Genomic DNA, 24,735 nt, shown 5'->3' with positions numbered 1-24,735 from the left:
TTCATTCCTTCCATTTCGAATAACGGGCGTTATTAGGGCAACAACGGGTGTATTTGCTTTGGTGCTGATGATGCTATATATCGCTATGATGGAAATTCCATTACCGGATTTAAAGATAAAGAAGGGCAGAAATAACAACAAGGAATGACAATGCGAGGTTTAGCACACATAAACTTTAAAACAAGTCAACTACATCCAACGAAAAAGCCGATTAAACCTGTCGTTAATCAGCCTTTTCGTTGGATTCTGAAACATGCAGCAGGTCTGAACCAACCGAGCTGCATTTCCTTCCCCTTGATTTTACCCCTTATACCCCGGATCAAACTCCACAATCCATTCAATACCATATTTATCCCTGAACATACCGGCGTATGTACCCCACGGACTGTCGCCAATCGGCCCTTCGACCTCTCCTCCGGCTGATAGTCCGTTAAATATTTTGTCGGCTTCTTCACGACTTTCGGCGCTCGCATATATTTTAGACCTGTTTTCGTTTTCGCTTACCTTCCCCATAAATCCAGGAACATCGTTAGCTATCAACACATTGTGTTTACCGATAGGTAGTCCAATGTACATTATTTTGTTTTCTTCGCTTTCCGCCACCTGGAATTCAGGGCCAGCTAAGTCTTTGAAGCGAATGATCCTGGTGAACTCTCCGCCAAAAACTGATTTGTAAAAACTGAATGCTTCCTGAGCGTTGCCATTGAAGTTGATCCAGGGATTAATTGCTCTCATAATTTTTAGTTTTTAAATTGTTATGTTTTTTGTTTAACTCTTCGGTTATTAATATTCATTTCACCTTATGATTTTTGCGATAAGGTTGAAAACAGATCGTCCAGGTTTTTCAACATCAGCATCATTCCTTTGGTGAAACCATCGGTTAAGCGCTCCATTCGTTCGAGCGATTCATTATAAATGGAAATATTCACTGTGGTTATGCCTTCTTGTTCGCTGAAATTATAATCCCATTCGGAGCCCGGTAATTCGGGATTTTCATCTTTGTCGGCAAAAGAATTGTATAATTGAAAATTGGTTTTGGGCGTAATAGAGGTGTATTTCTGCAACAGCCAGCGTTCTTGCCCGTCGGGGCTTATCATGGCGTAAAATCTTCGTCCCCCAACTTCAAAATTCATGTATTTGGTTTTAGAGCGCATTGGTGCGGGTGCAGCCCACTGGTCAAGTATTTCCTGTTTGGTAAAAGCATCCCATACCAGGTCAAGCCCGGCATCAAACTCCCGGGTTATAAATACCTTTTGCGCTACTTTATCAACGGTAAAATCAAATAGCAAATCGTTGTTCATATTTTTTGTTGTTTAATTGTTGATAATACTTTGTCGAGCTGATTAAACTGTGTTTCCCAGCTTTGCCTGAATTGGGCCAACCAATTATCAAACTCCTGCATTTTCTTTGCATTAAAGTGATAATAAATTTCCCTGCCCGAGTGCTCAGGTTTAATCAGTTCACATTCATGCAGTACTTTAATATGTTTAGATACTGCCTGCCGGGTCATATCAAATTTTTCGGCCATTGCATTAGGCGTTAACGCCTTAATAGCAATTAAAGTTAAAATCGCCCTGCGTGTCGGATCGGCTATGGCCTGGAATAGATCTTGTTTCATTTTAAAACGCGCAACTTTTAAGTTGCGTAAATATATATGCAACTTTTGAGTTGCGCAAATTTATTTGCGATTATTTTTTAGATGGTTGACGAGATTGTAGAGAGCTTATGAGTTAGGACACGAGATTTTCATAATTCAGGCATGGAGTTAATATCAGCATAAATGTGTCGGCAATGAGATTGAAGGTACTTTTTCTGAAGTTATCTGCATTTCAAAATATCTTTTCAATATGTGTTAGCCTGCCATTTGAATTTAGACCTTCAATCACCAATTTAAATCTGTTGGCCAGGTCGTTATTATAGAATCGTATCACATACTCTTTCATTTTCTTGTTGAATATTATATTGGGATTCCAATATAAGGTTTTCCGATAATCCGGATTTGCCAGGTTTACCCCTGTTGCATACCGGGGCGAATAAAATTTTATTACCGGAGAGTAACCCCGAATTGTGGCATATTTGTTTCCCTGACTATCGAAATCATACCCCCTTCCTTTTTTTGTATACACAGCAATAACTCCTCCGGATGCACCGAAAATCCCTCCCATTGATGGATCATATACCTTAACGTAGTCAAACTCGGTCATCCCAATGCTACGGATATCATATGCTGAACTTTTTGATTGTTAAGAAAGAAGGTAACAGAGTCCCTCCTCCATGTCGCGGTAGGATTGAGTGATATAGCATTTGAGATTTCTAAACCCGGAATTTTTCCTAAAAGGTATTGAAAAAGTGAAACAAAGGTTTCAGCTTTCTTATCGTTCCCAATATTAAAGTTTTTGGAGATACCTCCGCTGAAAACGCCTGATGTATAGATTTTATCAACTTTTTCATTTTCCGGAAGGGCTTTTGCCTGTATCCTGACTTCTTTCAAAGTTTTAACATTCCCGTTTAAAATATACTCAACAGGAATGCTAAATAATTTTTTATTGTAACCGGGCAGCTCGGGCAACTCCTCTTTTAAGCTATAATTTAATGTTTGAATACTGTCGATCAGCCCATTGCTGATAGGGATTTTATACAAACCTTCCTGTATCGTTTTATCCCTGGTTCTGAAATATAACTTCGCATCGCCATAAAATATCAGGCCATCTTTGAAAAAAGTCCCAGACTTACCAGTTTCAAGAGGTACCAAAACGGAGCTCGAATCAGCTGCCTGGATAATAACGCTAATGTCAGTATCTGAGGGGCCTTTAGATAATTTTAACCCCGCATTCTTCTTTCCGTCTATCGCTAAATAATTGTGATCAACAAACGAATTAACTGTTTGCTTCCAGGTTGTATCAGTCCATTCATATTTTCTCCAGCCGTGAGTCAGCATTACCAAATCCAGGGCTCCCGATACACTATCAATTTTGTTTGAAAAATAATAGTAAGGATTGACGATTTTACCTCTGAGTTCCCCGGTTAAAAGCAGGTTTGAAATGATATTATCGTCCCAGTTAGCGTGATTTGACCAATTATAATCAGATATAGAAACTGAAATATTCGACCTAAGCGTATCTTTCACCGATAGCAGAATTTGATTAAGCCCGCGCTTTCGCTTATCTACCGTTGTAAACTGTGTATCTACTTCAAAGAAGTAGTTTAAATTGTTCACGAAAGTTAAACGCCCGGCTATAGGAACGCCAGCCGCATTCAGCAATTTAATTTCCATTATACCCGTTGGCAAATCCTTCAATGGAACAACACCATTTATTGCTTCACTTTGCGAGAGGTTAATTTTTGCTTCGTAAATCTGGTATCCGTCAATCGTTGCAATGAGGGTGAGGTTTTTATCATTTTCATCCACAAGTTTTGTGCGGTATACGAAAAACTTTTTCCCATCCCTAACATCATTAACGTGTATGCCCACACCGTGGTGCTTTCTTTGCGGAAGTTCCATATGATGGTCTAATCCGTCAGCGGTTTTCCATTCCGCAATGTATTCTTTCCCGGCTTCCGGAATCATTGTCATGCTTCCCATCCCGTCATGTTGCGTTTTAAAGTCAGCAAGCACTTTACCATTACATTTCACAACACCCGTAACATTTACTGGCATATCACTATTATCAGTGAAACTAAAGGCAACAAGAGAAGGAAGCCCATCAATCCAATAGCCCCCTTCGGGCAAAAAGCGAGGTAATACAGTAGTGGAATCCTGGCTTGTTTTTGATACATTAATTTGAGATACCGTAATCCTTTTAATGTAACCCTTACCCTTGGTTTCTTTTAAAAAATTCAAAGTATATGCACGGCAATACACATCTTGCAAATCCTTAGTGTCTGGCAAAATAATACTACCCGAAGCGGTCGATTCGTAGATCGGCGCTGTAACCCGTCTTTCCAGATGACCGTCTGTAGTATAAATTTCAAAATAAAAGTTCCTGGATGCTTCTTTGATATTCCCTGCCCGAACCAAATAAGCTTTAAACCAGACAGTATCGCCGGGTACGTAATTATCACGATCAAGATGAACGTATATTTTACTGAATTTCTGCCGATCCTGGAAATCCTGCGTTTTCAAATCGCCATCTTGTGCAAAACTTGGGTGGCATAAAAAATTGATCATTATAATAAATCCGAGCCTGCCGCACAGCGCATGTTTTTGACTTTTTTAAATATTCCGTACTTGGATAAGGTCATCAGCTATAGGTTTTATTGTTTTTCTAATATATTGATTTACAACCATTACTAAATCTTCTATTTTATTACTACTTTTAAATCAACTGATTATCATTCCAATAACGATGAGAAGACTGCTACTCCTATTTTCCTGCCTTCTTGCAATTATTTGCGCCGCCTCATGTCGTAAAAGTGATAATGCTACCCTTTCAAAGCCGAGTCCCGATTCGCTGAAAAAACCGGTTATTATCACACCGCCCCCAGTAACATTGGTTGGCCGGTGGGATGTAAGCGCAGAAAAATTCGTAAAATATCGGGATGGTGCAGAAATATCGAATACCACCGGCGCAGCTGCTCCTTATAATTTAGCTTACGTAATTTTTAATAACGACAGCACTTATACGTGTTTAGCGATGGACTGGTACCCGGCACTTTCAACATATGGAGTGGTGAAGGACGAAGTTGCCGGGACTTATCGGCTTGCTGACAGCAGTTTATCCGTATCCTCCTACCTGGCTGGTTTAAATACGATATATTATGGTGGCCCTCCAAATTCGCCGCCTACCTTGACGCCCGTTTCGGATAAAATGGTGTTGAGACAGTTTACGGATTCCACCCTCACTGTGCATCACGAATATGTATTTAATGCCACCGATCCATCGGCCGGGCCTATTGGTAATTACAAGTATATCTGGGACCTGTATTACAGGAAACATGGTTATTAATCAGTTCCTGCAAGGTACAATCATACTGTTAAAACAGGTCGCATTCTTACTTTCGGTACATAACTAGGGCTTAAATAAAACAATACCGGCAACATCTGTGTCGCGATCCACCCCGCAACTTGTCGTTTTCACACAGTACACAAGCCTAAAATACCCACCATCTTTGTATTGTCAATCAAATCGAAACAATTAAACTAACATTCCATGAAAAGAGTATTTAAAGGATCTAATGTCATCCAACCGGTATTGATAATTGCTATGTTTCTTTTTACAATATTTCAATGTAAAGGGCAACAGCTTAAGCCTGCCGCCAGTGGCTATGCACCGGTTAATGGCATCAAAGTTTATTACGAAGTTTATGGCGAGGGTAAGCCTATCGTTTTGCTGCACGGTGCATTTTATACCATTGAGCTGAACTGGGCGCAGTTAATCCCTGAACTCTCAAAAACAAGAAAGGTAATTGCCCTTGAAATGCAGGGGCACGGACATACGCCATATTCGGACAGAAAATTAGACATTGCTACCCTGGCAAGTGATGTGGAAGGAGTAATGGATTTTTTAAAAATTGATAGTGCCGATGTTGCAGGATACAGCATGGGAGGCTCTATAGCTTACCAGTTCGCCGTAAAAAGCCCTAAAAGGGTGAAAAAATTGGTGATCATTTCATCCACCTACAAAACTAATGGCTGGCTACCTGTGGTAAATGGTGGTTTTAAAGGCTTTAAGCCTGAATTTTTTGATAATACCCCTTTAAAAACTGCATATGATGCAGTAGCACCCGACAAAACGAAATGGAGAAAGTTTATAGAACAAATGATTGTTTTTGCCGGGGTACCCTTTGACGTGGGTGATGCCAATATTGCAAAAATCGCCTCGCCGGTGTTGCTTATTTCTGGCGATAATGACGGGCTGGACAAAGTGGAGTTGGCAAAAACATACCAATTATTGGGCGGTGGTGTAGCTGCAGATTTAGCCCCCATGCCAAAATCGCATTTAGCCATTGTACCGGCGCAGAGCCATGTGGGCTTAATGCAGCAGACCAAAACTATCTTGGATCTTCTGAATGGCTTTTTACAATAACAAATCTTCAGTTTTGAAAATAAGGAGTTTGAAATTTTGAGCAAATTCCATTTTCAAACGGAGAATATAAATGACAGATTTATCTATAAACCAATTATACATAAATGAGAAAAATCAGAATTTTTGAACATATCTCGCTGGATGGTGTGATAGAACATGACGGAGACTATACCTATGGCGCATGGACAACACCCTATCGCAGTCCTGCCGGGGCGGCAACCCTCCTGGAGGCATACGGGCCAAACTTCGACCTGCTGCTTGCCCGCCACACTTACGATATATTTAGCGGATTTTGGCCTACTGCCGGAGATTTCCCAATGGCAAATGCTATAAATGCCGCAACAAAATACATAGTAACCCACAGGCCCGACAGCCTGGAATGGGGGCCGGTAAAGGGTTTGGGCGAGGACGTTATAGCGTCTATTCGCGATCTCAAATCAACCGATGGCCCCGACCTGATCGTTGTAGGAAGTTCAACGCTAACTTCTGTGTTGCTTGACCAGGGACTGGCTGACGAGGTTGTGCTCATCACCTACCCGGTATTGCTTGGCCGGGGTAAACGCTTATTGTCGGACACTATTGACGCCCGGGAACTTGCTTTTGTTAACTCGAAGAGTACGCCCACAGGTTTGCTCATCAACACGTACCGGCACGTCGGCACGTTGAAAAAATAACTTTTCGCCCCGGAGGGAAGAATTTCCCAAACACACTACAAAGCCACTTTACAAAAATAGAGCGGCTTTTTTAATTACGTCCGGGAACACAGCACCTACCCTTACAAACTGACATTTGATAAACCGTGCCAACTGCATTTAATTGTTAATTTTGCAACAGATAAAAATTTAAGAATGTCGATAACTACCGAAGACGAAAAAATTGGGATGCAGCAGGCAAGTGATGCTGTAGCCATTACGCTCAGGAGGATGCGGGAGTACGCAAAACCGGGTATCTCTACAAAAGAGCTTGACGAGATACGGCGGCGAATTACTGGCACAACTGGGTGCAAGATCTGCACCTTTGTTAACCTACAATTTCCCGGGACATACTTGTATAAGCGTGAATGAGGAAGCAGCGCACGGTATACCTTCGGCCGATAAGATCCTTAAAGAAGGCGACCTGGTAAATATAGATGTATCGGCAGAGCTAAATGGTTACTGGGCCGATAACGGCGGGTCCTTCGTTTTAGGGCAGGATATCCACGGCTATGGCAAACTGGTGGAGGCCTCGAAAGAGATCTTAAAAAAAGCGATCAAAAACATTAAAGGCGGTGTCCGGATTTCGGAGATCGGCAGGTTAATTGAAACTGAAGCCAAAAAAGCCGGCTACACGGTAATAAAAAACCTGACCGGACATGGTGTTGGCCGCAGTTTGCACGAAGAGCCGCATGAAGTTGCCAACTTCTGCGACAGGTATAACACTGCGCGCTTTAAAAAGAATTCGGTGGTGGCGATAGAGACATTCATTTCAACACGGTCGACAATTGCCGATACTCAAGCCGATGGCTGGACATTAATTGGCAATAAAGGTGGTTTTGTTGCACAGCACGAGCACACCATTATGGTAACCGGCGGTGAGCCGGTAATATTTACCGCACAGAACGGTATTTGGGATTAATTCTTTTTGGAACAGATCAGGCAATACCCTGAAGTATGTATTAGATAACTACTAAGCCGCTTTACCAAACCGAGCGGCTTTTTTGTGCGCATGCTATGACAAGCCGAGGGTATACAGTCATTTAAAAAACGCTGCAAAGCAGAACCGTGTATTTTAGATTTAATTTACCCGTTAACCTATTATCCATTAGTATTTTATTAATTTGGAGTAGTTATTAACCTCATTCATTTGCTTGAAGCCGTATACATTCCATATCACCCTTTATGACGCTGCGTTTTTTGGGATGCTGTTTATCGGCCTCACTTTTATCCTGCTTTTATGGTTCACCAGGAAAACAAACCAGTCGGCAAACCGGTTGTTGGCGACGATACTGGCTATTGCTGCTTTTTGGATATTTCGGATCCTCGGCACCGATATCGGGCTGTCAACCTATATTACCAACTGGGGCCGGCTGCCGCTGCAGTTTTCGCTGGCATTTGGCCCGCTCATTTTCTTTTATGTACTTAAAATAACCCGGCCGGAGTATAAATTCACCCGCAGGGACCTGCTGCATTTCAGCCCCTTGTTAGTCGAACTAAGCGCCTGGGCTTTAGAAGTACTGGAAAGTATAAAAACAGGCCGAGCAACTTATGATACGCTGATATTTCAACGAATAAACCCTGTATTACTACTATTAGCATTTATCTCGGTCATTATTTATCTATACCGGTGCCGCAAGCTGATCGAAAACTTTTACCAGGAGCTAAAATTTAACGGAGGCGACCGGTACCGGCATGAGTTGAAATGGATACATAACCTACTGACAGGCTTCGGGTTGTTATGGCTGTTGTGGATCCCTTTTATAGCTGCCGACTATTTTTATTATGATTACCAATTGGGCATACAGGCCTACTACCCTTTGTATTTCCTGCTAATGTCCATGCTTATCTGGATGGCGGCAAGAGCATTTTCAAGGCCGGAAATTACCGCACAGGCAGATAGCTTACCGGTTTTTAAACCATTACTACCAGCGGAGCTGAAGCGAAAAGGCGCTTGGTTAAAGCGGGTTGTTAAAGAAAATAATTACTACCAGGATCCTGAGTTGAGTTTAAGCTCCCTCGCCGAAAAGCTCGGTATGCATACCCATGAGTTATCACGGATCATCAATACTGTGCTCAAAAAAAGCTTCAATGATTTTATTAATGAATACCGGGTACAGGCTGCTGCGCGGAAAATGCAGGACCCCGCTAATGATCATATCACCCTTTTAGGGATAGCGTTTGAATCGGGATTTAACTCCCAAAGTACCTTTAGCCGCATTTTCAAGCAGGTGACCGGGAAAAGCCCGCAGGAATATAAAAACAACTTAAAAAAGAATACCCAACTTATAAGTTGAGAAGCGATACCCAATTTGCGCCGGTAGTTTTGAATCATGAAACCGCTCCTAAATGGTCTCATGATAAAACAAACCGCAACTTTATGTTTAAAAATTATTTCAAAATCGCCTGGCGTAATTTAACACGCAATAAAAGCTATGCCGCTATTAACATTACCGGCCTGGCCGTAGGTATTGCTGTTTGTATGGTGATCTTTATCATTATACAGTTTCAAACAAGCTTTGATAGTTTTCACCCAAAGAAAGACCGTGCCTATCGTGTGCTAACCGAATACCATCACGCAGAAACTGGCGATATTACCTATGGCAAAGATATCCCCTTTCCGTTGCCTTTAGGATTAAAAACGGCTTTCCCCCAAATAGAACAAGTTGCCCCAATTTTTGCAAGCCAGAATGACCAGTTAATTATACCTGACGAAAACGGCGTCACAGTAAAAATGTTTAAGGAACAAAGGGGCCTGTTTTACACCAATCCGTCGTTCTTTAAAATTTTCAACTTCCCGCTGCTTGCCGGCTCATACGCTTCATTAAAAGATCCTGACAACGTACTGCTTACCAAAGAGGTTGCTGAAAAGTATTTTGGCGACTGGAAATCGGCAATGGGTAAAACCATTAAATTGCAAATGGGCGGCTTTATGTTTGAGCATGGCACAGACGTATTAAAAGTGTCGGGGATCCTGGCGACCATTCCCCCAAATTCCGACTTTCAGCTCAAACTTGTTGTTAGCTTTGGCACTGGGTTTACAGGAGACTATTTAGCAAAATCTACAGATTGGAACAGAACGGTAACTGATTTTGGCTGCTATATTTTGTTACCTCAGAGCCTTTCTGCCGACAATTTTAATCAACAGCTGAGAGCTTATTCACAAAAAGTACAATCTTCTGATAACAAGGACAGCCATATTATACAATCATTAAATGTTGTTCATTATGATTCACAAACAGGCAACTACAGCAATCAAACAGCCAGCCATCAGTTGCTCAATGTATTGTGGTTAATTGCCGCGTTCATCCTGCTCATTGCCTGTGTAAACTTTATCAACCTCTCTACCGCGCAGGCTGTTAACCGGGCAAAAGAGGTTGGTGTCAGGAAGGTTTTGGGGAGCAATAAATCGCAATTGCAACTCCAGTTCATTGTCGAAACATTTTTGATCGTAGCAAGCGCTGTATTACTTGCAGTTGCTATTACCATGCTTGCATTACCTTATATAAGCCGGCTTTTAGAGTTGTCGCTTTCATTCAACATATTCAGCAATCCTTCAATTATTTTATTCCTCCTGGCTGTAGCAGTTGTTGTAACTGCATTAGCGGGTTTTTATCCTTCTATTGTTTTATCGCGTTTCAATCCTGTTAATGCTTTAAAAAGTAAACTTACAACAGATCCCGCAAAGGGAATTTCATTAAGAAGGGGCCTGGTGGTGTTTCAATTCATCATTGCGCAGGCACTGATCATCGGAACGCTCGTTATTGTAAAGCAAATGAACTATTTTATGGATCAGCCTTTAGGCTTCGATAAAGAAACAATTGTTAATATTCCGTTCCGGGTAGATAGTCTTCGAATGAGCAGGCTGAGTTATTTGAGGGACCAGTTATTATCCATAAATGGCGTACAAGCGGTATGCTACAGTTCGAACACCCCGATTGAAAACGGTAATGATACGTGGAGCGCAGTCAGGTTTGACCACGCAACAAAAGAAACAGGTTTCAAGGCGATTACCAAATTTGCCGACGAAGGCTACGTACCCACCTACAAACTAAAGTTGATAGCAGGAAGAAACCTTCAGCCCTCTCCTTTAACCCGGGAGTTTTTGGTAAACGAATCGTTTGTAAAAAGCTTAGGGATTAAAAACCCCGGGGATATATTGAACAAGGAAATCAGCATATGGGATGGTGTAATAAAATGCCCGGTTGTTGGCGTATTAAAAGATTTTAATGACAGGTCTTTCCGACACGGCCTTGCACCATTACTTATCGCCACAAACATCACCATGTATAATCAGGCCGGCATAAAGCTTAAAACCACGAATGTTTTTTCGACTATGCAATCTGTTAAACAAGTGTTCGAAAAAACATTTCCCAATTTTGTTTATGAATACCGGTTTTTGGATGATAAAATTGCAAGTTTTTACAAACAGGAAAATCAGTTAGCCCAGTTGTATAAAATTTTTGCAGCTATCGCGATACTTCTAAGCTGCCTGGGTTTGTATGGCTTAGCCTCGTTCATGGCTGTACAACGGATAAAAGAAGTCGGCATCCGCAAAGTACTTGGCGCTACGTCAGGCAGCATCGTTTATTTGTTTTCGAAAGAGTTTATTATACTCATTGCTATCGCCTTTGCCATCGCTACCCCCATTGCATGGTATTACATGCACCAGTGGCTGCAAGCTTATGTTTACCGCATCAATATCAGTTGGTGGCTATTTGCGGCGGGTGGAATGGCAGCAATTGTTATTGCACTTGCAACCATAAGTTTCCAGGCAATAAAAGCCGCGAAAGCTAATCCGGTGAAGAGTTTGAGGAGTGAATGATTAAGTGGTTCAGTTTGGCAGGCAAACAAAGATATTAAATGGATTTGGTTCAATATAATATGTTGAATTATTTACTTTTAACAAATTAAATTCTTTAAATTGATCGCATAAAGAATCTAATTAAACCCTATGCGGAACGCAGCCGCTAAACCTTAACATCAACCTCACATATCAATACAGCCATGATCAAAAACTATTTTAAAGCAGCGCTTCGCAATTTCCGGGCGCACCGTTTTTTTACTTTCGTAAATATAGTGGGATTGGCTATTGGTGTCAGTGCGGCCCTGGCTATTTATGTTATCGTAAGTTTTGATCTCAGTTTCGATAGGTTTCACAACGATAGTGACAGGATTTACAGGGTCGTAACGGACTTTTCATACATGGATAAGGTAGTAGCCAAATTGGGCATGGTAAATGGCCCGCTTCCCGCAATAGTAAAAACAGAAGCACCTGGTATAAAAACTGCCACCCGCTTTTTAGAAATGAAAAACACTGATGTACAGGTCCCCGATGAAACATCAAGTCCGGTTAAATTCAGAGGTGAAAGTAGTATTGTACTGGCTGATGATGAATATTTTAATCTGTTTAATTACAAATGGCTGGCAGGTTCGCCAGCTACAGCACTTCGAGAGCCATACCAGGTGGTACTTACCTCTGATCAGGCCAGGAAATATTTCCCCAATGCCCCTTACAACCAATTATTGGGCAAAACGGTTATATATGACAGCATCAAAACAACCGTTTCGGGCATAGTTCAAACTCCCGCTCAAAATACCGATTTTTATTTTAAGGATTTTATATCCTATCCAACCTGTTTGCATAATGCTAATCTGAAAAACATGACCCGTTTAACCGAGTGGCCGGGTGTGGTGTGGCAATTATTCATTAAGATTGATAAACATGCGAATGCCGCTGACATAGAAGAGCGGATCAACGGGTTGCTGAAAAAATACAATAAGGAACTAAGGCCTGGAGACGGCCAGACTGAACATTTACAATCATTCCGCGACCTGCATTTCGACCCGGTATATGCCAATTTTGAAAAAGGGAGGCGGGCAAACAAGACTACGCTATATAGTTTACTCATTGCTGCCGGATTTCTGTTATTGCTCGGATCCATCAATTTTATTAATCTTTCAACAGCGCAGGCTGCACAGCGGGCCAAAGAAATTGGGATCCGTAAAACTATGGGTAGCAGCAGATGGCAGCTAATTGTACAGTTTTTGAGCGAAACTTTGGTTATCACACTTGTTGCCATCTGCATAGCCATGGTACTGACACCGGTGATACTGAAATTCTTTGCAGATTTTATCCCACCGGGCGTATCTGTTAATTATTTTGATAGTAACCTGTTGCTGTTTTTATTCACACTCCTGATAACAGTAACCCTACTGGCCGGGTTGTACCCCGCAATTATCCTTTCCGGGTACCGGCCGGTATCTGTATTGCATAACCTGCCGAACAAAGATACAGGCAACAGCGGCGGAACGTTGCTTAGAAAATCGCTATCAGTTACGCAGTTTATAATCGCCCAATTTTTCATCATGACAACGCTGTTGGTTAATAAACAGGTTTTTTATGCGCTGCATAAAGATATGGGCTTCAGTAAAGATGGGATCATCAACATAAGTACTCCTCTCAATACGATAAATACTAACAAACAACAGTTATTTAAAGACAAAATAAGTCAGATCCCCCAGATCGACGTAATGAGTATCGGAAGCGAGCCGCCTGCTGATGAAAAGATCGGAGTATGGGAAGTAACTTATAACGACGGAAAAAAGAAGTTAAAGCAACGCTTCAACAACGAAACGGCGACGAGAACTACCTTAAAGTTTACCGCATAAAATTATTAGCCGGCCGTAACCTGCAACCGGCAGATTCACTGACCGCCGTACTGGTAAATGAAAAATATACTCATATGATAGGTTTTCAGAACCCCGCGGATGCTGTTGGGGCATCTTTTGATTATGAGGGCAATAAGAGGATGATAGTTGGCGTAGTTGCTGATTTTTATCAGAAATCACTCCGGGCCCCAATCATGCCCATGTCTATACAAACCCCGCATTACCGGTTTAATGATCGGTTTTTCCATATCTTGCTAAAGCCTCAAACTACCGGAAATAACGATTGGAGCAATGCCATCGGCAGAATGAGAAAAGCCTGGACGGAGGTTTATCCAGATATTGAATTTGATTATCATTTTTTTGATGAAGAGGTAGCCCGTTTTTATGATGGCGAACAGCGCACATCGAAATTACTTGGCTGGGCAACCGGACTGTCTATATTAATCAGTTGTTTGGGCTTACTCGGCCTAACCATTTTTAATACCAACAGGCGCACACGGGAAATTGGTATCAGAAAAGTACTTGGCGCGTCGGTAACACAAATAGTAAAGTTATTGTCGTCAGAGATAGCCAGATTAATTATTTTATCTTTTATATTGGTTATGCCATTTGCCTGGTTCGCAATGAATAAATGGTTACAAAGCTATGCGGACCGTACGCCAATAAGCTGGTGGATATTTGTTCTTAGTGGAATTGGAATGTTGTTTGCCGCATTTTTAACATCAGCTTTTCAAACAATAAGGACGGCCTCCTCAAATCCGGTAAAAAGTTTAAGAAACGATTAAAATGCCTTTTGTAAAAACATTCTTTATTATTCTTTCAAAAAACCAGTTTTTATTTAGTGGTGTCAAGCCACCACTAAAGTCAGAAATTTCTAAACATTAAACCTTATATCCCCTGAAGTAAATGCCGTCGTATTTTACATGGGGGACATTATTTTAACCCCAGCCTGCTGCGCAGAAGATCCCGGTATGTGCTGCCTATCGGGATTTTTTCGCCGTTAATAATAAGCTGATGTACTTCGATCATGGTAATATGTTTGATAGCTACCACATACGATTTATGCACCCGTAAAAAATCCGCTGCGGGTACAAGGTCAAAAATATCCCCCATATTTTCACGCACCAGGATATTTCTGTCTTTAAGGTGAATGGTGATATAATTACCATCTTTTTCCAGATACAAGATCTCATCTACTTTAACCTGGTAAGTTTGCGGACCGCTTTTGATAAAAACGGTGGGCTCATCCTCTTTGCTTACTCCATTTTTTGAAGATAGCGCTGCCACCGCTTTATTTATGGCTGCAAGAAAGCGCTCAAAAGTGATAGGTTTCAACAGGTAATCGAGGGCGTTCAGGTCGTAGCTTTCTACCGCATAGTGACTATAAGCGGTAGTAAAAATGATCATTGGCCTGGGCGACAAGGTTTGCACCAACTGCATTCCGCTGATATCAGGCATATTAATATCCAGAAAAATAAGGTCTACCTTTTCGCGGTTCAGGAATTCGATGGCCTTCACCGGTTCGCGAAAGGTGGCTTTCAAATCAACCAGGCTGGTTTTAAGGCAATAGCGCTCTATCACTTCAAGCGCCTTAGGCTCATCATCAATGGCAATGCAGGTTATCATTCCAGGTCAATTTCGAGTTTAACAATATATTTCCCCTGGTCTTCATTGATCTGCAGGTTATGTTTGCCGGGGTACAAAAGATCGAGCCGTCGCTTTACATTTTCGAGCCCGATGCCGCTTTTTTCATCCTCCATTTTTTTGATGGCGCTATATTTGGTATTGACACAGGTAAAGATCAGCTTATGGTCTGCAAGCACAATGGCAATATCTATCCCGGATGTTTGCCCAATAGAAACGCCGTGCTTAAAGGCATTTTCAACAAAAGGGATAAATAGCATCAGAGCGACGACAACAGTTCCCGTCTGCGCAGGGTGATCAAATATCACTTTTACCTCATCATCTGCATAACGCAGCTTATTCAGGGTAATACAGTCTTCCAGGTATGCTATTTCTTTATTTAGCGGCACGCCACCGGCATTGCTGTCATAGATCATGTAGCGCATCACGCCCGAAAGTTTGGAAATCCCGTCGGCAAGCTCATCATTCCCCTTTTCCTGTGCCATCGAAAACAGGTTATTGAGGGTATTAAACAGGAAATGCGGATTGATCTGCGATTTAAGGAATTTGATCTCAGTACTCAGTTGATAAGCCTCCAGCTGATTGCGTACCAGTTCAGTTCGGGCCCATTCTTTCAAAAAGAAATAGGCTATTGAAAGCCCAGCCGCAGTTAAAAAAATAAGCAGCATGGTGAGCTGCATGTGCACCCAGTTCCCTATTGCAAAAAATGCGTTATGATTTGGTATCAGGTGATTAAGGCCATCCTTGCCTGCTGCAAAACCAGGGGGCGGAGGCCCCATGGGTAGGCTATTGTTCAATTTAGAACCAACTAAAATATAATTAGCAAGAAAGACCAATATAAACCAGCCCGCGGCGGTAGCGATGCCTGCAAATAAGCTTTTATACCGAAGCGCCTTTTTAAAGATCCAAAATATATTGCCGTAAAACAGCAGGGCCAGAAACGCGAGTGTAAAGCGGGAATACGGAAAAATGGTGTCTACCTCACTTCTTTCCATGATCTTTCCGTTGTGGTTTACCCGGATCTTGACCGTTGAGCTGGTTAGCGAATTCAGGGTATAGTACACCCCTATCCAGAACGCCAGATGGATCAGTATCTCGATGATATGTTTAACCTTGATACGGTGCATTCTTCAAAAGTATATTAAGCCCGGCTTATTCATAAATTATTGATGTTAATATAGCGATTTGCCGGCTAAACGGGCAATTTTTGAAATCCGGGCTTAACGCCACCGGAAATTTGTTTTCGGCAGAAGCTCAAATAACAAATATCCATTCTATGCAGAAATGATGACGCTGTTCATACCAAAGTTTTTGGTGGATTTAAAGGGCAAAGTACTATTGCTTAAAAATATCCAAATTATGAAAAAGCGATTTTTATTGTGCACAGCCCTTTTATCATGCACCATTATGGCCCGGGCACAAAAACCGGATACCGCACAAGTGCTGGTACACTACAAGTTTTCCCACATCAGGGATACTACCAACCGGGAACACCCCTACACCGAGAACATGGTTTTGATTGTAGGAAAAAATGCCGGGGTTTATAAAAGTTATGACAAGCAGCTGCAGGATGCGCTATTTAAAAAGCAGGTACAGGAACAGGTAGCCAACTCACCCGACGGACATGTAAACATCCAGCGGAGATCATCGGGCTCGGGTACAGACTATTACCAGTTCCCAAACGTTAAAAAACTGGCAAGGAAAGAACCGCTGCTGTTCAATAGCTATCTCATAACAGATGCCCTGCCCGCCATCGAGTGGAAAATAAGCGGAGATACAGCAACGTTTGGAGGCTTGCATTGCCAAAAAGCAACAGGCCATTTCAAGGGAAGGGATTATACGGCCTGGTTCAGTCCTGATCTGCCGCTGCATATAGGCCCCTGGAAACTCAATGGACTACCAGGGGTGATTGTAGAGGCTTATGATACCAAAAAAGAAGTTTATTTTAAGTTTGACGGGATTGAAAAAGCGGTCATATCTCCCCAAAAGGGTGATCAGCCAACCGGCCCGGCCCCGGATAACCAGGGACGGATGGCCGTGATGATAGGCATGGACGACCAGGTTGGCGATCCAAATATCATCCAGCTCCCCACCAATGCCATTAAAACTACCGAAAAGGAGTTTTCCAAATTGCAGGAGGCCATGCGTAAAGACCCTAATGCCTTTGCCCAGTCAATGGTGGCTGCACAGGCGGCAAGTCAGGGCAGGCCAGCCCCAAAAATCGATATCAGGATCGGGCCGCAGCCGGTGATCAATAACCCGATAGAATTGCCTGAAAAGAAATGAGCCGGATTATAAAGTCAGTATGGTTGCTGGTTATAGGGTTACTGTTTTCGGCTCACGGCTTTGGTCAAAGTATTAAGGGCACAGTGAAAGACAGCACCGGGAAACCGGTGCCTTATGCCACCATTAACCTCAAAAACGCGGCCACTAATAACATTATAAACTATACCATTACCGATACCAGAGGCGCCTACATTTTGCCGGCCCCGGCAGATACACCCGTGAGCGGCCTGCTGGTCGAGGTGCGTTGTATAGGCTATAAAAATGAGAGCAGGGTCATTACGGATTTGCAAGCTCCCGTTGATTTCACTTTATCTGTTTCCATCAACCAATTACAGGCCGTAGTGATTAAAAGCAGCCGGCCGGTGTTGCGGACAAACGGTGATACCCTAAGCTATAAAGTATCTGATTTCAGCAGTGTGCAGGACAGGGTTATTGGCGATGTGATCAAAAAACTGCCGGGTATAACGGTTGCCGCTGATGGCAGGATCAGCTATAACAATAAGCCGATCTCCAACCTGTACATCGGTGGTGATAACCTGCTGGACGATAAATATAATATCGCTACCACTACCATTCCCCAAGGGGTGGTAGACCAGGTGCAGGTGATCCAGAACCACCAGCCCGTTAAAGTGCTCCAAAATAAAGTAATGAGCGATGATGTGGCGCTCAACCTCAGCTTCAAAAAAGGCGCTAAATTGCAGATGGTGGGGCAAGAGAGCATCGGCGCGGGCTTGCCGGGCAATTATGATGTAGATTTGAACGCCATGATGTTTAAGGATAAGTACAAAGCCATTAATTACCTTAAAGGCAATAACACAGGTAACGACCTGCAGCAGGACCTGGTATCGCACAATTTTGCCGATAATATGCAGCGGATCGATAACGATGTGCCGGCCACCATGTTATCGCTTGGTTCGGTGAATGACCCGGCTTTATCACGTAACCGGTATCTGTTCAATCGCCCGGGGATCCTCAATCTCAATAACCTGGTCAATTTTAAAAAGAATGTGCAGATGAAGATCAATGCTTACTATTTGCGCGATACCCGGCGGCAGGACTACAGCCAGCACACCACCATCTTTTTACCCGGCGATACGGTACGCTATAATGAAACTCAACGTAACCGCTTCCGCCCCCACATATTGCATACCCAGTTTACGCTGAACATTAACCAGGATAAATATTACCTGAACGATGTGTTGCTGATGGATAACAACCGGTCCACCAATTACTCAGACCTGAATACAAACGGCGGCATGGTAAACCAGGTATTTAAAGATAACGCGCTGAATTTTTCTAATGAATTTAACCTGATCAAATCCTTAAGATCAAACAACATTATCCAGGCTTACTCCTATATCAGTCATTCGACTGAGCCCGAGAGCAGGACAATTGGGCCGGACTATAACAATCCAATTTTTAACAATGATGTCCCTTATGCGCAGTTGGTGCAAAATGTGAATGTACCTGCGTGGTATACCAATAACTATATTTCTTTCAAAATACCGTCGAACCTTATCACGCAAAGTTTCAGAACAGGGTTCAGTGTTCAATCACAAAAGTTAAACTCAGATCTAAACGTTGTACAGACTAATAATACCATCAACCTGCAATCAGACAGTTCCATCAACCATTTAAACTGGACAAGAAAAAACTATACACGGAAGCAGCCTACGATCTGCCAGGCAGTATCCTCAAAGTGAACCTCACCTTGCCGTTAAGTCTGCAGCAGATCAATTATTCGGATGGCCTGTATGCCCTGCGTAAGGGTTTAACCAGGTTATATTTCAATCCGCAGCTAAAAGTAAAATATCAAACCGGGATGGAGAACTACCTGAATTTGCTTTACAGCTACCGCAGTGAGGCGGGTACCATAGAAGATATGTACCAGGGCTATATCCTGAAGGACTACCGGACACTTTATGCCAATAATGCCGGCCTTACCGAACGGCAGAACCAACTTGTGGCCCTTGGGTTTAACTACCGCAAGGCGCTCACCCTTTTGTTCGCCAGCCTGAACATTGTTTATAACCATATCGTTTCCAATAATATCGCTTCAGAAGTAATTACCAACACCCTGCGGCAGCGTGTAGTGCTGCCATACCGCAACAGTACCGATTCATGGACGGTGAACGGCACCGTCAGCAAATATTCCTTTGCTTTAAAAACCACTTTCAGCGGAGGGATACAATGGCAAAGTAATAAGTCGGTGCAGATCCAGAATAACGTGCTGCTGCCTTTCAATACCATTTCCAGAACCATCAATGCCGGTGCAGATACCAAAGTGAATGAGCAGGTAAATTTTAGCTATAAAGTTATATTTACCCAAATCCAAAGTCATTCGGCTGTGGAGGCATCGGCTTATCATATTAACCAGTTGCTTCAGCAAGCCTCGATCAATTATAACCCTGTAACCAATTTGCAGTTCAAATTATCAGGCGAGCATTACTTTACCCGTCAGCAAGGCAATCCTGAACTCAAATACTTTTTTGCAGATGCCTCGGCAAAATTCAGGGTCGAAAAATGGAAAACCGACCTGGAGCTGAGTGCCGCTAATTTTCTGAACGTAAAAACTTATAACACGCTTTATTTATCGGCCAATACATTAACCGCCAGTTCGTACACCTTGCCGGGAAGGATTATATTGCTCAAAATAATGTTTCATATTTGAGTGGTGTCAGGTTTTTTCAGGCAACCTATCCGGCCTGCTGCTCCTCTTCCGTCAGTTTCAGCAATGTGGCTTCATTTTTTATGCGGATGCTTTTGCCCGATATTTCGATGATCTCCTCATCGATAAAATCATTAATGGTGCGAAAGAGTGATTCATAAGCTGCGCCTGTAAATGAGGCCAGATCCTGCCGGGTAAGTTCAATATTGATAAAGCCCTGTTCATTTAGGCCGAATTTGTTTTTAAGCGAAATAAAAGCCTGGGCTACGCGGCCTTTAACCGGCATGTGTGCCAGGTTGCGCATCCGTTTTTCCGATTCCTGCAATTCGTTGGCAAAGAAGCGCATCAGCTTAATAACAAAGTTATTGTTAACCTGCAGTGTACTTTCAAAAAAGGGCATTTCGATATAGCAAATTATACCTGCCTTAATGGCTGTGGCCGAAACCGGGTAAAACTCAGTACTGCCTAAACCAAGATGCCCAACAATATCGCCTTCGCGGGCAAACCGGAGAATAAGCTCTTTTTCCTTATCCCACTTTTTATGAACCTTTACCGTGCCTGAATAAACAAAGTAAATGCCGGTAACGGGATCACCTTCTTTAAAGATCTGCTGCCCCTTTTTTACAATGATATTTTTCCTGGCGGCGCTGATTGCCGGGATCCAGTCGGGCAGGCAGTGTGTACATAAAAAGCAAGTCCCCAAATCGCATTTATCTTTGTTTTTCGCCATTTATTGATGTGTATTTAAGCCGGTGCTGTTATAAAAACATGCTAATTTATTAAAAGCGGCGGCCTTTTGGCTGTTCCCAGGTAGCCATGTTAAAAATAACTCCCAAACTTAACAATACCGCACCGCCAAAAACAGGCCATGGAAATGAGCGGATGCCATTGATGTTAATGCTCCATGGATGGGAATCGAAAGGGTTAACGGTATTCAGGTTCCTGAATAGCAACAATCCGGCAATGATGCTTGCGGCACCTAAAACAGAAAGAATAATACTGGTAATTTTCATAACTATTGTTTGTGCAATGATTTTTATTAAAAACTTAGCAAATGTTAAATAAAAACATTGCATATGCAATATAAAATTGAAAATAAAATTTATTTATGCTGCTTTAAGTATTACCTTTGCAAGAAAAATAGCACAGTCCCCTAAAACGGAACGGGACTAATCAAAACATGGAAACAAAACAGAACGCCATCCCGGTTTCACCTTCACTAAATGATCTTTATAATTTTAAATCCGGCTTAAAAGGCACCAGGCAAATGAAAACAAGGCTGATCTTTATATCGGCACTTTGTATACTTATTGCCGGCCTTATCAGCGTAATAGCCAAAGGCCTTATCTATCTTATTAATATCGTTACCAATATCTCATTTTACGGAACGCTGGATGCCGGCTTTCACAGCCCGGCCAATAACCATTTGGGTTTATGGGTAATTGTTATACCGGCTATAGGCGGCATTATAGTAGGCATTATGGCCCTGTATGGCTCCAAGGCGATCAGGGGGCATGGCATACCTGAGGCAATGGAGCAGATCCTGGTAAATAAAAGCAAAATAAAACCGATTATAACTTTTCTGAAACCCGTATCATCGGCCATAGCCATAGGTACCGGCGGGCCATTTGGCGCCGAGGGACCTATTATTGCAACAGGCGGGGCACTTGGTTCAACCTTTGGTCAGTTATTCAAAATATCGCCCAACGAGCGTAAAATTATTTTGGCAGCAGGAGCAACAGCGGGTATGTCGGCCATATTTGGCACACCCATAGCAGCGGTGTTTTTAGCTATTGAGCTGTTGCTGTTCGAGTTTTCGCCCAGGGCCATATTACCGGTGGCATTAGCTTGTATCACCGGAGCGGCCGGGCACCATCTGTTATTTGAAGCTGGGCCTGTATTCCCGATGCCTGATGTAGATACACCTTCAAATACCGCCCTGGCTATTTACAGCATCATTGGCCTGGTCATTGGCTTTATATCATTGGGGCTTACCAAAATAGTTTATTTTATTGAAGATAGCTTTGAAAAACTGCCTATCCACTGGATGTGGTGGCCTGCAATTGGTGGCCTGGCGGTAGGCCTGATAGGTTATTTTGCGCCGCACACCCTCGGCGTAGGATATGATAATATTATTACTATTCTTTCGGGCACATTATCATTGATGCTAATTGTGCGTTTGTGTTTATTCAAATTTCTTTCATGGGCTATAGCCCTGGGCAGCGGCACTTCGGGCGGTACGCTTGCTCCCTTGTTAACCATTGGCGGTGCGGCTGGTGCGGCTTTTGGCACACTGGTACACCTGGTATTTCCTGATGCGGGCATAAGTGTTCCAATAGCTGCGCTTATTGGTATGGCCGCTATGTTTGCAGGCGCTTCAAGGGCTTATTTAACCAGTATCACCTTCGCGCTGGAGGCTACCATGCAATCGCACGCATTACTGCCTTTGCTTGGTGCCTGTACAGCATCATACCTGGTTTCATTCTTCCTGATGGAAAATACCATCATGACCGAAAAAATTGCCCGCCGTGGGGTATACACCCCTGATTCATACGAACCTGATTTGTTACAGGTATTAACTGTTGCCGACGTTAATAATGAAGTTGGTGAAACCTTAAAAAGCAATAGTACCATAGCCGAAACCAGGGCCTGGCTTACCGGAAATAATATTACCCAAAGTTTTTTTATAGTGATTAATAATGATGGAAGCTATGCAGGCATGGTTAGCCTGACCGACATTTATAACCATAGTATTTCTGCCGAACTCGCCATAAGTAATATAACCAGGGCAAGTAAACAGGCCGTGAAAAGCAATGATCCGCTGAAACGCGTTGTGGAGATTATGGCCGAAGAATCGGTAGAGGTGCTTCCCGTTATTGCCACCGGAAATACCATAGCCGGGCAAATCTCCTATAAAGAGATCTTGAACACCTACTATCAGTACGTTGCCGAAAACAGGAAGCAAAACACACAGATCTCCCTTAAACGGCGTAGGCTTAAAATCGCTGCCCGTGGCCGCAGCAAGGCTAAATCTTAAAAATAAAAGGCGTTTGAATTAAAAAAGGAACCCCGCGTGATGTAAGATCACGCGGGGTTTCTTTTTTCTGAACACTCCTACCTCGTAAAAATTAAATACGCCGAAGCTGGGTTATTGCTTATTTATTCTATAGCTTTGATTTATAAAATGTTGCTACTTATTTATCAGCATTTTATTTTCCATTTCTGCCAATTACACCTGTTGATTTAGCGTTGCTGTTGAAAGTAATATTTAACCTTTATTAAATCATATTTTATGAAAAAATTTGTAATTGAAAGGGAGCTGCCCGGCGCTGGTAACCTATCGGCCGAGGAATTACAGGCTATTTCACAGGCATCGTGTTCGGTTGTAAATGAATTGGGAAAGCCATACCATTGGATTCAGTCGTTTGTTACGGCTGATAAGATCTATTGCATCCACATTGCCGAAAGTGAAGATGTTATTCGCGAACATGCCATGAAAGGCGGCTTCCCGGTAACCAGTATTGCCGAAGTTAAAGCCATCATTGATCCAACAACAAGCACCGCCACAGTTTAATATCAATGCCGGCTGGTAACAAAAAGAGGCCCGTAGTTTTAATACCGGCCTCTATTATTTTATAGTGATGTGTTTTAGTTACCCACCGAAACAGAAGCGTTGGTTTTAAACAGCGGATCGGGTTTAAAATAATTGCCGCCTGCAAAACTGATCACATAATCAGATTTAAAATGGGTACTTTTTTTATAATAATCGGTACTGATGATCTGTGCACCTGATTTTTGGGCTGCTATAAACGAGCTCATATCATTTGCGCGGGCTTCTTCTGTATCCGAGTCGGCACGGGTACGGATAATGTAACCTTTCTTAACCAGTTTTTGAATGGCTGCCAGGTCCTTTTTAGCATCATTCATAATGTGAATGGCGGCTTCAGGTGTGCCCGGCAATGCATCGGCAAACAATACACGGCCTTTTAACGATGGGTGACCTGCGATATAGGCAGCTCTTTTTTCGCCTTTTTCATCAAGAATAAAAATGAACTTCCCTTTGGCCGCTTTAAGCGTTGGCCAGTTGTTGTGCAATACAGCGGCTTCAAGGGTTTTGTATGTGCCGCGCACATCATCGGGGGTAATTAAATATTGTTTGCCCAGATAGTCTAAAATTTCTTTATCCAGATTGTCAAAGGTTTTAGCTGTAAATTTTTCCGGAACAGTGAACCCTGGTTTTTTTGACGGCTCGTCTTTAGCATTCATGGTAATGTAAATGGGATTATGATCAGGATGTTCATCACTCCATTTCTTCAACTCCTGCAGGCAAAGCTTAAAAGTTGCGCAATTGCTGCGGAAGTCAATATCCTCAATGTGGAATACTTTAAAACCCGGCTCCTTCATTACGCCCCGGGTATCAAAAGCAGGCTGGCCCGGTACCCAATCCAGCCCTTTAGGGTGGGCATACTTGCCACCTTTGGTATCGGCGTAAACGTCTATTTCCAAAGCGTTTAAACCTAAATTAAGCTGGTCGGTAAGACTGATGTGCTCATAATCGATCTTGCTCATACCAACCGAATCGCGCTGTTGCAAAAAACGGAACAGCTTAGGGTTGATGGCTTGTTTATAGCTATTGTGCGAGCCTATTACCTGGAAATGGTTCATTTTCTGGTCGCCTGGATTGCTCAATAGCGCAGATGCTGAAAGAATAATGCCCCCAATTAATCCGCCTGTAAGTTTCATTTTG

Annotated in this window: 23 protein-coding genes; 13 read left to right on the top strand and 10 right to left on the bottom strand. The window is 42.6% G+C overall.

Features of this window, described 5'->3' with window-relative positions; all coding sequences use genetic code 11:
* Positions 1 to 300 precede the first annotated feature (300 nt).
* From ACQ86K_RS32425 to ACQ86K_RS32405, 5 genes are all read right to left on the bottom strand, one after another.
* Complete coding sequence (locus ACQ86K_RS32425; RefSeq protein WP_091173365.1) at positions 301 to 735, bottom strand: VOC family protein; 435 nt, start codon at positions 733 to 735, stop codon at positions 301 to 303.
* A 65-nt stretch (positions 736 to 800) separates the two neighbouring features.
* On the bottom strand, positions 801 to 1,301 hold the full coding sequence (locus ACQ86K_RS32420) for an SRPBCC family protein (protein ID WP_091173362.1): 501 nt from the start codon (positions 1,299 to 1,301) through the stop codon (positions 801 to 803).
* A complete protein-coding gene (locus ACQ86K_RS32415) occupies positions 1,298 to 1,618 on the bottom strand; it encodes an ArsR/SmtB family transcription factor (RefSeq protein WP_091173358.1) in 321 nt (106 codons plus the stop codon). Before ACQ86K_RS32415 ends, ACQ86K_RS32420 begins: the two co-directional genes overlap by 4 nt.
* Before the next feature lie 211 nt (positions 1,619 to 1,829).
* Entirely contained in the window at positions 1,830 to 2,204 is a 375-nt protein-coding gene (locus tag ACQ86K_RS32410; protein ID WP_431199457.1) for a hypothetical protein, read from the bottom strand.
* Positions 2,201 to 4,168 carry a hypothetical protein gene (locus ACQ86K_RS32405; protein WP_431199456.1) on the bottom strand — a complete coding sequence of 656 codons (1,968 nt, stop codon included), beginning with the start codon at positions 4,166 to 4,168 and terminating at the stop codon, positions 2,201 to 2,203. Before ACQ86K_RS32405 ends, ACQ86K_RS32410 begins: the two co-directional genes overlap by 4 nt.
* A 178-nt stretch (positions 4,169 to 4,346) precedes the next feature.
* Between ACQ86K_RS32405 and ACQ86K_RS32400 the strand changes: the two genes are divergently transcribed.
* The 8 genes from ACQ86K_RS32400 (at position 4,347) to ACQ86K_RS32365 (ending at position 14,175) form a co-directional block, all read left to right on the top strand.
* Positions 4,347 to 4,946, top strand: a complete 600-nt coding sequence (locus tag ACQ86K_RS32400) for a hypothetical protein (RefSeq protein WP_091173352.1) — start codon at positions 4,347 to 4,349, stop codon at positions 4,944 to 4,946.
* Between the two features lie 204 nt (positions 4,947 to 5,150).
* Positions 5,151 to 6,026: an alpha/beta fold hydrolase gene (locus ACQ86K_RS32395; protein ID WP_208102392.1), complete on the top strand. Its 876-nt coding sequence runs from the start codon at positions 5,151 to 5,153 to the stop codon at positions 6,024 to 6,026.
* 104 nt (positions 6,027 to 6,130) lie between these two features.
* On the top strand, positions 6,131 to 6,700 hold the full coding sequence (locus ACQ86K_RS32390) for a dihydrofolate reductase family protein (protein ID WP_091173348.1): 570 nt from the start codon (positions 6,131 to 6,133) through the stop codon (positions 6,698 to 6,700).
* A gap of 289 nt (positions 6,701 to 6,989) precedes the next feature.
* Positions 6,990 to 7,640, top strand: coding sequence for a type I methionyl aminopeptidase (map, locus tag ACQ86K_RS32385; protein WP_431199455.1), 651 nt, complete (start codon positions 6,990 to 6,992; stop codon positions 7,638 to 7,640).
* A 232-nt stretch (positions 7,641 to 7,872) separates the two neighbouring features.
* Entirely contained in the window at positions 7,873 to 9,015 is a 1,143-nt protein-coding gene (locus ACQ86K_RS32380; protein ID WP_431199454.1) for a helix-turn-helix domain-containing protein, read from the top strand.
* A gap of 83 nt (positions 9,016 to 9,098) precedes the next feature.
* Positions 9,099 to 11,543 (top strand): ABC transporter permease, encoded by a 2,445-nt coding sequence (locus ACQ86K_RS32375; protein ID WP_431199453.1) that lies wholly within the window; start codon positions 9,099 to 9,101, stop codon positions 11,541 to 11,543.
* A gap of 182 nt (positions 11,544 to 11,725) precedes the next feature.
* On the top strand, positions 11,726 to 13,390 hold the full coding sequence (locus ACQ86K_RS32370; protein WP_431199452.1) for an ABC transporter permease: 1,665 nt from the start codon (positions 11,726 to 11,728) through the stop codon (positions 13,388 to 13,390).
* Between the two features lie 74 nt (positions 13,391 to 13,464).
* On the top strand, positions 13,465 to 14,175 hold the full coding sequence (locus tag ACQ86K_RS32365) for an FtsX-like permease family protein (RefSeq protein WP_431199451.1): 711 nt from the start codon (positions 13,465 to 13,467) through the stop codon (positions 14,173 to 14,175).
* 148 nt (positions 14,176 to 14,323) lie between these two features.
* Here ACQ86K_RS32365 and ACQ86K_RS32360 read toward each other — a convergent pair whose 3' ends face one another.
* Entirely contained in the window at positions 14,324 to 15,016 is a 693-nt protein-coding gene (locus tag ACQ86K_RS32360) for a LytR/AlgR family response regulator transcription factor (protein ID WP_091173333.1), read from the bottom strand.
* Positions 15,013 to 16,161: a sensor histidine kinase gene (locus tag ACQ86K_RS32355; RefSeq protein ID WP_431199450.1), complete on the bottom strand. Its 1,149-nt coding sequence runs from the start codon at positions 16,159 to 16,161 to the stop codon at positions 15,013 to 15,015. Before ACQ86K_RS32355 ends, ACQ86K_RS32360 begins: the two co-directional genes overlap by 4 nt.
* A 232-nt stretch (positions 16,162 to 16,393) precedes the next feature.
* Here ACQ86K_RS32355 and ACQ86K_RS32350 point away from each other — a divergent pair, with 232 nt between their 5' ends.
* From ACQ86K_RS32350 to ACQ86K_RS32340, 3 genes are read left to right on the top strand one after another with little or no spacing between them, the layout of a single operon-like run.
* A complete protein-coding gene (locus ACQ86K_RS32350; protein ID WP_091173628.1) occupies positions 16,394 to 17,320 on the top strand; it encodes a GLPGLI family protein in 927 nt (308 codons plus the stop codon).
* A complete protein-coding gene (locus tag ACQ86K_RS32345; RefSeq protein WP_431199449.1) occupies positions 17,317 to 19,023 on the top strand; it encodes a carboxypeptidase regulatory-like domain-containing protein in 1,707 nt (568 codons plus the stop codon). The genes ACQ86K_RS32350 and ACQ86K_RS32345 overlap by 4 nt, the downstream gene beginning before the upstream one ends.
* Positions 19,020 to 19,991, top strand: coding sequence for a hypothetical protein (locus tag ACQ86K_RS32340; RefSeq protein ID WP_431199448.1), 972 nt, complete (start codon positions 19,020 to 19,022; stop codon positions 19,989 to 19,991). Before ACQ86K_RS32345 ends, ACQ86K_RS32340 begins: the two co-directional genes overlap by 4 nt.
* A 25-nt stretch (positions 19,992 to 20,016) precedes the next feature.
* On the opposite strand, the gene ACQ86K_RS32335 is transcribed toward ACQ86K_RS32340, so the two are convergent.
* Positions 20,017 to 20,718, bottom strand: a complete 702-nt coding sequence (locus ACQ86K_RS32335; RefSeq protein ID WP_091173321.1) for a Crp/Fnr family transcriptional regulator — start codon at positions 20,716 to 20,718, stop codon at positions 20,017 to 20,019.
* Positions 20,719 to 20,767: 49 nt separating this feature from the next.
* A complete protein-coding gene (locus ACQ86K_RS32330; RefSeq protein ID WP_090533632.1) occupies positions 20,768 to 21,001 on the bottom strand; it encodes a hypothetical protein in 234 nt (77 codons plus the stop codon).
* A 167-nt stretch (positions 21,002 to 21,168) separates the two neighbouring features.
* Between ACQ86K_RS32330 and ACQ86K_RS32325 the strand changes: the two genes are divergently transcribed.
* Both ACQ86K_RS32325 and ACQ86K_RS32320 read left to right on the top strand, forming a co-directional pair.
* The gene (locus ACQ86K_RS32325; protein ID WP_091173314.1) at positions 21,169 to 23,025 is read left to right on the top strand and encodes a chloride channel protein; all 1,857 of its coding nucleotides are present in this window, start codon (positions 21,169 to 21,171) and stop codon (positions 23,023 to 23,025) included.
* A 255-nt stretch (positions 23,026 to 23,280) separates the two neighbouring features.
* The gene (locus tag ACQ86K_RS32320) at positions 23,281 to 23,562 is read left to right on the top strand and encodes a DUF4242 domain-containing protein (RefSeq protein ID WP_091173310.1); all 282 of its coding nucleotides are present in this window, start codon (positions 23,281 to 23,283) and stop codon (positions 23,560 to 23,562) included.
* Between the two features lie 74 nt (positions 23,563 to 23,636).
* On the opposite strand, the gene ACQ86K_RS32315 is transcribed toward ACQ86K_RS32320, so the two are convergent.
* Positions 23,637 to 24,731 carry a phosphatidylinositol-specific phospholipase C1-like protein gene (locus tag ACQ86K_RS32315; protein ID WP_091173307.1) on the bottom strand — a complete coding sequence of 365 codons (1,095 nt, stop codon included), beginning with the start codon at positions 24,729 to 24,731 and terminating at the stop codon, positions 23,637 to 23,639.
* Positions 24,732 to 24,735 lie beyond the last annotated feature (4 nt).

The organism is Mucilaginibacter sp. P19 (genome assembly GCF_050632265.1).
GTDB classification, from domain to species: Bacteria; Bacteroidota; Bacteroidia; order Sphingobacteriales; family Sphingobacteriaceae; genus Mucilaginibacter; species Mucilaginibacter gossypii.
This window is presented reverse-complemented; position numbering and strand designations above follow the sequence as displayed.